This window comes from Leisingera sp. SA32 (assembly GCF_056033425.1).
On the sequence record NZ_JBVYHB010000001.1, the window covers coordinates 1 to 2,500 of the forward strand.

The window sequence follows — 2,500 nt, forward strand, 5'->3', positions numbered from 1 at the left end:
TGGTTGCGGGAGCAGGATTTGAACCTGCGACCTTCAGGTTATGAGCCTGACGAGCTACCTGGCTGCTCCATCCCGCGTCAGGTTGATTTTCTATCGTTGAGAGAGGATTTGGATTTTACTAGGTTTGGCGGTGACCTACTCTCCCAGGGCTTGAGCCCAAGTACCATCGGCGCGACAGTGCTTAACTTCCGGGTTCGGGAAGGGACCGGGTGTTTCACTTGTGCTGTAGCCACCAAACCGAGAAAAATCCAGCTGCCTTCGGCAGGTGGATTTGGCGGCAGGCAGCGTGTTTACGAAGTAAACATGCGTTGCCGCACCTGAGTTATGTCACGAGACATTTCCACATGCGGAAGGCGTTACAATCAACGTTGTCCAAGTGTTTGTTCGGGATGTTTGCTTATTTGGTTCCGGCAACACTGTCTGTTACTGGATCAAATCAAGCCTATCGGGCGATTAGTACCGGTCAACTGAATGCATTGCTGCACTTACATCTCCGGCCTATCGGCGTGGTGGTCTTCCACGGCCCTCAGGGATACCTTGTTTTGAGGGGGGCTTCCCGCTTAGATGCCTTCAGCGGTTATCCTGTCCGATCATAGCTACCCAGCACTGCTATTGGCATAACAACTGGTCCACCAGTGGATCGTTCACCCCGGTCCTCTCGTACTAGGGGCAACTCCTCTCAAGTATCCTACACCCACGGCAGATAGGGACCGAACTGTCTCACGACGTTCTAAACCCAGCTCACGTACCTCTTTAAACGGCGAACAGCCGTACCCTTGGGACCTGCTCCAGCCCCAGGATGAGATGAGCCGACATCGAGGTGCCAAACACTGCCGTCGATATGGACTCTTGGGCAGTATCAGCCTGTTATCCCCGGCGTACCTTTTATCCGTTGAGCGATGGCCCTTCCACGCGGGACCACCGGATCACTATGGCCGACTTTCGTCTCTGCTCGACTTGTCAGTCTTGCAGTCAGGCTGGCTTCTGCCATTGCACTCAACGAGCGATTTCCGACCGCTCTGAGCCAACCTTCGCGCGCCTCCGTTACTCTTTAGGAGGCGACCGCCCCAGTCAAACTACCCGCCACGCAGGGTCCCGGATCCGGATAACGGACCGCGGTTAGATATCAAGAGTGCGAAGGGTGGTATCTCAAGGGAGGCTCCACCGGAACTTGCGTTCTGGTTTCGATGCCTACCACCTATCCTGCACATCACAATCCTGATACCAGTGCGAAGCTGTAGTAAAGGTGCACGGGGTCTTTCCGTCTAACCGCGGGAAGCCTGCATCTTGACAGGCAATTCAATTTCGCTGAGTCGATGTTGGAGACAGCGGGGAAGTCGTTACGCCATTCGTGCAGGTCGGAACTTACCCGACAAGGAATTTCGCTACCTTAGGACCGTTATAGTTACGGCCGCCGTTTACCTGGGCTTCAATTCGGAGCTCTCACCCCTCCTTTTAACCTTCAGGCACCGGGCAGGCGTCAGACCCTATACGTCGTCTTGCGACTTCGCAGAGCCCTGTGTTTTTAATAAACAGTCGCCACCCCCTGGTTTGTGCCCCCGGATTCCACTTGCGTAGGACCCGGGCCTCCTTCTCGCGAACTTACGGAGGTATTTTGCCGAGTTCCTTCAACATCGTTCTCTCAAGCGCCTTGGTATTCTCTACCAGTCCACCTGTGTCGGTTTAGGGTACGGTCTGAAAGGAGGGCTATTTCCAGGGACTGCTGAGCAGCCCACTCAATCCGATAAGAGTGAACTACCTTTGCAATCCGTCACCACTCCACGGCCCAGGAATATTAACCTGGTTCCCATCGCCTACGCCTTTCGGCCTCGGCTTAGGGGCCGGCTTACCCTGCTCAGATTAGCTTTAAGCAGGAACCCTTGGACTTTCGGCGAGAGTGTCTCTCACACTCTTTGTCGCTACTCATGTCATCATTCTCGCTAGTGATCTCTCCACGGGATCGCTCACGCGCCCGCTTCATCGAAAGCCTCTTGTCTCCAATCTTCCCGAGGGAAGTAAGGAGACATGAGACTATGTCACACTACGCTCTGCTACCATGCCCTATGGGCATCCTCGGCTTCGGCTCATGGCTTGAGCCCCGTTACATCTTCGCCGCAGGACGTCTTATTTAGACCAGTGAGCTGTTACGCTATCTTTAAAGGATGGCTGCTTCTAAGCCAACCTCCTGGTTGTTTTGGACATCCCACCTGCTTTCCCACTTAGCCATGAATTGGGGGCCTTAGCCGGAGGTCAGGGTTGTTTCCCTCTCCACGACGGACGTTAGCATCCGCCGTGTGTCTGCCATCTAGTACTCCCGGGTATTCGGAGTTTGGTTAGGATCAGTAAGCCTGTGGGGCCCCATTACCCATCCAGTGCTCTACCCCCCGGGGTATTCGGATGACGCTCTACCTAAATAGATTTCGCAGAGAACCAGCTATCTCCGAGTTTGATTGGCCTTTCACCCCTAGGCACAGCTCATCCCGATCTTTTTCAACAGATG

At 54.4% G+C, this 2,500-nt stretch carries 1 tRNA gene and 2 rRNA genes (1 of these 3 cut by a window edge); all 3 read right to left on the reverse strand.

What is annotated here, in order from left to right:
* Positions 1-77 (reverse strand) — tRNA-Met (locus AC0IPL_RS00005).
* A 45-nt stretch (positions 78-122) separates the two neighbouring features.
* Positions 123-237, reverse strand: a 5S ribosomal RNA gene (gene rrf / locus AC0IPL_RS00010).
* Between the two features lie 195 nt (positions 238-432).
* Positions 433-2,500, reverse strand: a 23S ribosomal RNA gene (locus AC0IPL_RS00015) (it continues 762 nt past the right edge of the window).